At 38.9% G+C, this 9,364-nt stretch carries 7 protein-coding genes; 4 read left to right on the plus strand and 3 right to left on the minus strand.

Features of this window, described 5'->3' with window-relative positions; translation table 11 throughout:
- Positions 1-117: 117 nt before the first annotated feature.
- Positions 118-1,263: a tyrosine-type recombinase/integrase gene (locus tag IGJ00_RS08565; RefSeq protein ID WP_100494966.1), complete on the plus strand. Its 1,146-nt coding sequence runs from the start codon at positions 118-120 to the stop codon at positions 1,261-1,263.
- Between the two features lie 76 nt (positions 1,264-1,339).
- Here IGJ00_RS08565 and lepA read toward each other — a convergent pair whose 3' ends face one another.
- On the minus strand, positions 1,340-3,175 hold the full coding sequence (gene lepA / locus IGJ00_RS08570; protein ID WP_065095933.1) for a translation elongation factor 4: 1,836 nt from the start codon (positions 3,173-3,175) through the stop codon (positions 1,340-1,342).
- 148 nt (positions 3,176-3,323) lie between these two features.
- Here lepA and IGJ00_RS08575 point away from each other — a divergent pair, with 148 nt between their 5' ends.
- Genes IGJ00_RS08575 through IGJ00_RS08585 form a run of 3 tightly spaced genes read left to right on the plus strand, consistent with a single transcriptional unit; the run spans position 3,324 to position 5,717 of the window.
- The gene (locus tag IGJ00_RS08575) at positions 3,324-4,541 is read left to right on the plus strand and encodes a GNAT family N-acetyltransferase (protein ID WP_071867693.1); all 1,218 of its coding nucleotides are present in this window, start codon (positions 3,324-3,326) and stop codon (positions 4,539-4,541) included.
- A 20-nt stretch (positions 4,542-4,561) separates the two neighbouring features.
- A complete protein-coding gene (locus IGJ00_RS08580; protein WP_071867692.1) occupies positions 4,562-5,056 on the plus strand; it encodes a nucleoside 2-deoxyribosyltransferase in 495 nt (164 codons plus the stop codon).
- The gene (locus IGJ00_RS08585; RefSeq protein ID WP_071867691.1) at positions 5,049-5,717 is read left to right on the plus strand and encodes a hypothetical protein; all 669 of its coding nucleotides are present in this window, start codon (positions 5,049-5,051) and stop codon (positions 5,715-5,717) included. Before IGJ00_RS08580 ends, IGJ00_RS08585 begins: the two co-directional genes overlap by 8 nt.
- An 84-nt stretch (positions 5,718-5,801) precedes the next feature.
- On the opposite strand, the gene IGJ00_RS08590 is transcribed toward IGJ00_RS08585, so the two are convergent.
- Positions 5,802-6,656 carry a GRP family sugar transporter gene (locus IGJ00_RS08590; protein WP_438844324.1) on the minus strand — a complete coding sequence of 285 codons (855 nt, stop codon included), beginning with the start codon at positions 6,654-6,656 and terminating at the stop codon, positions 5,802-5,804.
- A 125-nt stretch (positions 6,657-6,781) separates the two neighbouring features.
- Positions 6,782-9,364, minus strand: coding sequence for an alpha-mannosidase (locus IGJ00_RS08595; RefSeq protein WP_438844325.1), 2,583 nt, complete (start codon positions 9,362-9,364; stop codon positions 6,782-6,784).

Below are 9,364 nucleotides of genomic sequence, written 5' to 3' on the forward strand. Positions count from 1 at the left end.
ATAGGTTCGCATCGTTAATGGAGATATAAGAAAGTAAGTAAATTTAACACATATTAACTAATATAGTTTAAATAGTTTACCGTATTTATTTAATACAACTACGAAAGGAAAATAAATATGAATGGTTCAGTAAGAAAACGTGGAAATAGTTGGTATTACAGAATGGATTTAGCTTATATAAATGGTGAACGTAAACAAATAGAACGCTTTGGAGGTAAAACTAAAGAAGAAGCTCAGAATGCTTTAAGAAGCGCCATTAAAGAATACCAAACGACAGGAGATGTACTATCCCTCTCTGATATATCTGTTATTGATTATTACGAATATTGGTTTAACAACTACGTAAAAATAAACCTTAAAAAAAATACGCAAAAGAATTATCGAGGAATTTTAGACAATCATATTTATCCATATATAGGTAATTATAAGCTGAAATCTGTAAAACCTGGAAAGCTTCAAGAATTGCTTAATGAAGAATTTAATAAAGGTTTCTCAAAACAAACTCTATCAATTATAAAGGGTGTCTTAAATAAAGGGTTTCAAATGGCTATATATCCCTATGGTTATCTGCACCAGGATCCTACACGATATATCAAAATCCCTAAATATGACTTAAAAGAATGGAAAGATAAAGGAGATTTGAAAATTATTTCAATGGAAGATTTTAAACTTCTCTCTTCCACTGTTTCCCCTAGTGATCCTTACTATTTACCTATGATGATTAGCTTTCAAACTGGTTTGAGACGTGCTGAAGTGTGTGGTCTAATGTGGAAAGATATAAATTTCGAAGATGAAACATTGCGAGTGGAAAGAATTATGGTTCAAGATGGAAAAGATTTTGCTCTTGGAACGCCAAAAACAAAAGCTTCATATAGGACTATTCTTCTGGGAGATACTCTATTAAAAATATTAAAAATTATGAAAAAGAGACAAAAAGAAAATAAATTATTTTATGGAAGCAAATATATAGATTCGGACTTTGTGTGTATAAAAGAAAATGGTCAACCAGTTACGCCTAATTCAATTAAATGGTATACTGCAAAATTACGCAAACAAACAAAAGTGAATTTCAATTTCCACTCATTTCGCCATACTCATGCTACCATGCTTTTAGAACAAGGAGCAAAACCGAAAGAAATACAAGCAAGATTAGGCCATTCTAAATTAGCTACTACAATGGATACTTACGCACATGTAACTAAAAAAATGAAAAAAGACACTATCGACATCTTTGAAAAGATGCTACATGATAATGTCTTTTGATCATTTCCCATTTTAACGTGGGAAAAATGTGGGAAAAGTCAGGGCAAGGGTTTTAATTACTAGAGAAAAACTCTTGCTATTTCTTCGGTTCGTCCTCATCCATTTTCAGAACAGCCATGAAGGCTTCTTGAGGGACTTCGACGTTACCGATTTGTTTCATTCGTTTTTTACCTTCTTTTTGTTTTTCAAGAAGTTTACGTTTACGGGAAACGTCACCACCGTAACATTTAGCCAACACGTTTTTACGTAAGGCTTTGATGTCTGAACGAGCAACGATTTTTTGACCGATCGCTGCTTGGATCGGTACCTCGAATTGTTGACGAGGGATCAGTTTTTTCAGTTTTTCAACGATGGCTTTTCCGCGTTCATAGGCAAAATCACGGTGAACGATGAAGCTTAATGCATCGACTTTTTCAGCATTCAGCAAGATATCCATTTTCACTAGCTTGCTCTTTTGATAACCTGACATTTCGTAGTCAAGTGAAGCGTAGCCTTTCGTGCTTGATTTTAATTTGTCAAAGAAATCAAAGACGATCTCTGACAAAGGCAAGTTATAAACGACATTGACACGATAATCATCTAAATAATCCATTGTAATAAAATCGCCACGTTTACGTTGCGAAAGTTCCATGACTGCACCAACGTACTCATTAGGTACCATGATCTGTGCTTTCACAAAAGGTTCTTCAACGTCTTGGATCGTTACTGGTTCAGGAAAATCAGCAGGATTATCTACAACGACCATCGAACCGTCTGTCTTGTTGACATGATAGATTACAGAAGGCGCTGTCGTGATCAATTCAAGATTGAACTCACGCTCTAAACGTTCTTGGACGACGTCCATATGAAGCAATCCTAAGAAGCCACAACGGAAACCAAAGCCAAGTGCTTGTGATGTTTCTGGTTCAAACTGCAAAGCAGCATCATTTAGCTGAAGTTTTTCCAATGCTTCACGTAGATCATTATATCGTGATGTGTCGATCGGGTACAAACCACAATAGACCATTGGATTCATTTTGCGATAGCCTGGTAATGCTTCTGTAGCAGGATTATCCGCAAGTGTCACGGTATCTCCGACGCTTGTATCTTGGACTGTCTTGATACTTGCAGTGATATAACCGACATCACCGACCATCAAAAAGTCACGCGCAATCGTTTTTGGTGAGAAAACACCAACTTCGGTCACATCAAAGGTCTTGCCATTACTCATCAATTTGATTTTATCTCCTGCTTTGACAACACCATCTGTGATACGCACATTTAAAATGACCCCACGGTAGCTGTCATATATCGAATCAAAAATCAATGCTTTCAAAGGAGCTTCGATATCGCCAGAAGGTGCTGGGACATATTCCACTACTTGTTCTAGTATTTCTTCGATACCGATCCCAGACTTCGCACTTGCTAACACCGCTTCACTGGCATCGATGCCGATCACTTCTTCGATTTCATTACGCACACGCTCTGGATCTGCGGCTGGTAGATCGATCTTATTGATGACTGGTAAAATCTCTAGGTCATTATCTAATGCCAAATAAACATTGGCTAATGTCTGTGCTTCAATCCCTTGAGCGGCATCCACGACTAAGACTGCTCCTTCACAGGCAGCTAAACTTCGGGATACTTCATAGGTAAAATCGACGTGCCCTGGGGTATCGATCAAATGGAAGATATATGTCTCTCCATTTTTAGCCGTATAGTTCAATTCTACGGCATTTAGTTTGATCGTGATCCCACGTTCACGTTCTAGATCCATGGAGTCTAATAACTGATCTTGCATTTCGCGAGACGTCACAGTGTTCGTCTTTTCCAAAATCCGATCGGCCAAAGTTGATTTCCCATGGTCGATATGAGCAATGATCGAAAAATTTCGAATTTGCTCTTGGCGTTGTTTCATTTTCTTTATATCCATAGCGTCTCCTCTTTTCATATAATCAGCACTTTTCATTATACCAACGAAAAGGAGGAATTTAAAGACTTTTTCCTTCTAAGGACTTTAGAAGTTTTTTTTAGAAACTTTTGTTATACTGTGAACAAGTAACTAAATTGGAGTTGAAAAAATGGACCAAACAGATTTTAGAGAAAATTTTGAGTTGAAGCCTGTCACGGAGGAACATGTTGACCAGTTCAATGAGTTACTTTCCTACGTTTTTCAAGTCACTGACTCTGATATTGAAGAAAGTGGATTCGAAAACAAACGGGAATTTGTACGTTCCAAGCGACCGATTCTAGAATTATCCAATGTATTCGGCTGGTTTCATAAAGAAAAATTGATATCTCAAATCGCGATCTATCCTTGCGAGGTCAATATCCACGGTACACGGTATCAAATGGGTGGTGTGACTGGCGTTGGAACCTATCCCGAATATGCCAACCATGGATTGATGCAAGACTTGATCATCGTCGCATTAGACAACATGCGCAAAAACAAACAGTGGATCTCATATCTTTATCCTTACAATATCCCTTATTACAGGCGTAAAGGTTGGGAAATCATGTCAGATAAGTTATCCTTTAAAATACGTGATACGCAACTACCTAAACAAGTACCTGTTTCTGGTATCGTGGAACGACTGCCTGTCGATCACGAAGATGTTTTCCGTGTCTATCAACAGTTTGCGGGAAAGAATCATGGTGCACTGTTTCGTAGTGCCTTTCACTGGGAAGAATACTGGCGTTTCGAAAATGAAGAAGAACGGACTGCAGCGATTTATTACAATAGCGACAATGAACCAACAGGTGTACTTTTTTATTGGGTCGCTGAAGAAGTCTTCCATGTCAAAGAGATGTTTTATTTGAACCAAGAGGCGCGTAATGGGTTGTGGAACTTCATCTCTGCACATTTCTCAATGGTTTACTGGGTACATGGCGATATCTACAAAAATGAACCCCTCGCTTTCTTATTAGAAGATAGTCAAATCAAAGAACAGATCGAACCTTATTTTATGGCAAGAATCGTTGACGTCAAAGAATTTATCCAGCGCTTCCCTTTTTCTGGTACAGCAGAGGATTTCCATTTCATTGTGGAAGATTCCGTGGCACCTTGGAACAATGGGGTGTTTGGCTTGACGTGGCGAGATGGTCGTTTGTCGATTGTTAACGAACCCCTTGGAAAAATGGTTCGCTTAGATATCCAAACCTTGACATGCCTAATGATGAATTATCGTCGTGCTTCTTACCTTGCTCGAATCGAGCGCATAACCACGGATGAGGACATGATCAAGACATTAGAGCGGATCATCCCAAACATGGAAGCTTATTTTAGTGACTATTTCTAATACAAAGGATGTTGAAACGAATGAATATTTATTTTGCAGCACCACTATTTGCAAAAGGAGATTTGCTTTATAACGAATCTCTTGTTAAAAAAATCAGAGAGATTTCTTCTGATTTATCGATCTATCTACCACAAGAAAACGAAGCAATCAATGATAAGACTGCCTATGCAGACAGCAAAATGATCGCCTTGGCTGATACAGAAAAAGTACTAGAAAGTGACTTGATGATCGCTCTTTTAGACGGATTGACCATCGATGCCGGAGTTGCTTCTGAAATCGGTGTCGCCTATGCAAAAGGCATTCCGATCATTGGTTTATATACAGATAGCCGCCAACAAGGAGCGACTCATCCAAAAAAAGTCGCTGCCTTGCAACAGGCCGGTGAAAATCAGTTTCATTATTTAAATCTTTATACGGTCGGCTTGATCAAGTTGAACGGAACGATCGTGTCTTCTGAAGAAGCACTATTCGAAGCATTGAAATCATATCTAGCTGGGGGAAATATTAGTGAGTAAGACAGTAAAAAAAGTTCAGATTGCCTTAACGATTTTCGGTCTATTTGTTGTGGGTTATAACATTTTCGAATTTGTAACAAATAAATATTCGACCACACAAGGAATCACCTTTATCGTCGAATCTTTGGCAGGTATCTTATTGATTTATTTGCCACAGATCATTCGCCGATTGTTCAAGATCCATGTTCCTGATGCAATTGTTTTATTTTATTGGTTTTTCTTGTTCATCTCTGTCTTTTTAGGAACAGGTATGCACTTGATCAGTATTATTTCATTTTGGGATAAAATCTTACACGCCGTTAGCCCGATGGTTCTGACTGCCTTAGGTTACGGGTTGATTGGCTTCTTGCTGAAAGACGCGCCAATCGAGAAAACAAGTCCTTGGCTATTTCTTTTATTTGGATTTGCTTTTGCCGGATTATGCGGTGTTTTCTGGGAGTTCTGGGAATTTCTATGCGATCAATTCTTAGGGATGAACCTGCAACGATTTGCTGCTTCTGATGGTACACTCTTCGTCGGACGCGAAGCATTGATGGATACGATGGGAGATTTACTAACAAATACAGTCGGCGCCTTTATCATGGGTGTTTATGCGTGGGTCCAAGTGAAAAAAGACCCAGCACATTTTGAGAGTTACCGACTAAAAAAATTGGAAGATTGATTGCTAGTATCATCAGTAACCTTACTAAAAAAAGTGAGTTTGGGATCCTAAAGATTCCTGACTCACTTTTTTTCCTGCAAATTTTTACTTCAACAAGCTCATGCCAATTACACCGATGACATACACCAGTGTACCCAAATACACAAAACGTTTCTCTAATACCGTTTTCTTCTCTCTCAAAAGAATGATACTTCCATAGGTCGCGACAAGCAAACTCATTTGCGAAAACGAGTAAGTAATACCCACACCTAAAGACGCAAATACAACAAATAACGTCGTATTAGCGATCACCCAAGAACAACCGGTGATGATATTTCGAGCAATGGCATTGACTTTCAATTGTCTGATCCTCTTCATTGAGATGACCATCCCTCCAACAAACATGCCGATGGATTGAGGTAGAAATACTTGCGGTCCATGAATATCAAAATAACTAGTGATTGTTACATATAGCATCAAAAACGCAGATGAAATGCACAAAAAGACAATGACTTGTTTGGCAATCTTGCCATTATTATTACTTGTTTTCGTTACCAACAATATGCCAACTAAGATGACAGATAAAGCTATGATCGACATAATAGCTACAAAGATACTCGTCCATTCTAACAAAAAAATGCCTGAGACTAGCGTAACAAAGGCTAATTGTGTCCCAACAGATATGGGCATGGCTTTTGATACTTCGGCCTTTTCTAATGCGCGGAACTGAAAGTATTGCCCCACCGCCCAAAATGCTCCGGACAAAAAACAAATAATGAATGAAACCGTTTGGTACGTCACTTGTTGAGACAAACTAAATATCAAACCAAATAGTAAGGCAGCAATGGTGGTGCCAATCAATTGTTCTTCTGACTTGCCCCCCATGATCTTAGATAATATTGGCATCATGCCCCACCCTAATGCTGGGATCAAAGCTAAAAATAAAAGGTGTATCGCCATAATTTCTCCTCTTTCAATTTCACAACTAAAGGGAGACACAAGTAGTCAACTTGCTGTTCCTAAAACCCGCTAAACGGTGTTCCAGAAGCAACTCCTTGAGAATCAACTTGTGCCTCAACGTTTTTTTATTTTGTTAATAAATAGGTGGCTAAGCCATAGCCGCTGATCGTTTTTGTCTCTGTCACTTCTTCTTCCAAGGCATTGATACGTGTGTATTTGAACCCTGAAAAAAGCTTCTCTGGCTCAAGGTTACGCTTTTCTGAGGTTCCATTGACTAATCGAATCACTACACCTTCTGAATAATAAGCATTATGGATCGCACTGACAGCCAATCCTTCTTCCAAATCTAACGAGATCTGCGTATATGTCGTTTCACTCAAAGCAAGTGGTTGGATTCTACTTTGGATCTTATTGTCGATTCGATAAACAAAATAATTCAAATCTTGCAATTGATACGAAATCGACGGTTGTTCTTTGTCTGATTTCCATGTCACTAATGTGTGTTCTGAAATATCAGTTGGCGCCACGCGCACTGAAAAGTCAAAATCGATCCGTTGATTTTCCATTTGAGCAAGCGGTGTCTCCATCATGATATGCCCTTTTTTCGTCGTATCTCCTGAAGCACGTCCTGGACGATACAGCAAATCTGGTTTCCCTAACGAATCTGTCGTGGCTAATACTGTGACATATAAGGAGTCATTGATATATTCGTATTCCTTACTTTGTTCGGTATAAAACACTAATGCCTCTTCGGCGCTATACGCGATCACTTGTTTTTCAAAGGGCTCGATATTTACTGGCATCTCAGAGTATTTTTGTTCCCAATCGTTCATTGACTGGTTTGTTTTTTCCAAGTAACCAAATTGGATCGCAGAAACGACCTTTTCAATCGATTGATTCAACTTTGTTTTGATGCGGATACGGTGATTTAACACAGAATTTCTAAAAGAAAGACTGCCTTGGACCTCTCCTCGTTCCGTTAACTTCAATGTCAGCTGGTAAGCAAAGACTTTCGTTGTTTGACCGGCGATACGTTCTGCCAATGTATAAGGAAGCTCTAGTTTTCCTTCCAAGATCAAGGTTTCTTCGTTGCCTTTACATGAATCAAATGTCAAAGAGACTGGGTGATCATTTGGTATCGGCGAATAATCGTAAGTATCGCCGGCATTGCTATCATCCACGATCGTCAAGAAGTCTCTGATCGTTTGGTCACCATCTGAAAAGACAAGTTGTCCCTCTTCAAAAGTCAATGAATAGTTCCCTTTTGAGATCATCGTTCGTGGCGTCATATCAGGTAGCTCAGCTGTAGTGTGTTCAACGAAATCGAAGACTTGATAACCTAGTCCATCAAAGGAACAATCAACTGCTACTTGTAAAATATAGTACCCTGGTTCTTCGATAAAACGATTGCCAGCAGGTGTTTCTTCCATGATATTTTGGCGGCTAGGCACATAATCCATCGAGATGACGGCAGAATCATGGCCCAATACTTCGATTTGATTGACTTTTGAGATAAGTTTTACCACTTTTTTTCCTTTGAAAGGTGTAACTGAAGTATTCAAAATCAAGAATTGTTGATCTGTCAGCTGTAGTCCTTCAGAAACTCTTTTCAATACCAAGTTTTCGATACTGTCACAGATTTCTGATACTTCTTTCAAACGATGGGCGATGTCTTGCGCGACACTATCTGACACACAGCCGGCTAAACTGTCATGTGCTTGGCACTCAAATAATTTTTTCCATGCCTTCATGACTAACCGATTGCTCAAAACGATGCCTAGCTCCTTCGCAATCACGACCATTGGTTCGATTTCAAGTGTCAGTTTATTCTCTAATCTGAAAATCTCACGTTTTAGATCCATACGGACAGAACCAATCGTCTTATGCACACGGGCAAAAACAGGTGCGCGAAACTCTCCTTGATACTCTTCCAGATCCTTTTGACGGATCAAATCCATGAACGCTTGATACGTGCTTGTTTGATAGTTATATTTACCGATTTGATTGATTTTAGCGATTTTTTCTTCTAAAGACGAGATGATCCCTAATTGATCGTTTCCTGTTGGGATCAAAATTTCTGTTTCATCTGCGTAGCTCTTGATGAAATCAATGCCTTTGTCTAATCGTCCTTCCACATAACTCTTCGTTGGTTCTAGTTGTTGTTGCGCACCATAGCCCTGAGGAAAGTTCACCGCATACAATTCATTCTCTCCACTCAAACTTTTCCATTTGAAATATGGCGAGTGGACATGTTCACCTAAGTCGATCCCACGCCAAAAAATGATATTGTCAAACCCAGCTTCGTTTAAAATCGTCGGCATTTGTGCGTTGAATCCAAATGTATCTGGAAGATAACCAATAGGTAGATACTCCCCATATTTTTTACTTTCAAAGACGCCCACCATTGCATTTCTTAAAATAGACTCACCCGAGGCAAAAAACGCATCAGTTTGTGTAAACCAAGGGCCAATAAATAATTGACCCTTCGCAACTAATTCTTTGATCTCTGATAATTTTTCTGGATATAGTTCCAAGTAATCATCTAAGATCGAAAGCTGTCCATCTAAAACAAAAGTAGCATTAGGTTGTCTTTTCAACTCTTCCAAAACATCTGTAAACAACTGATCACTTAAAACGATGCAATCCATTGAAGTAAAGTACCATTCTCTATCCCAATGTGTGTGATTTACAATGTGTATATTTGTCAT

Source organism: Enterococcus sp. AZ062 (assembly GCF_051715065.1).
GTDB lineage: Bacteria > Bacillota > Bacilli > Lactobacillales > Enterococcaceae > Enterococcus_B > Enterococcus_B mundtii.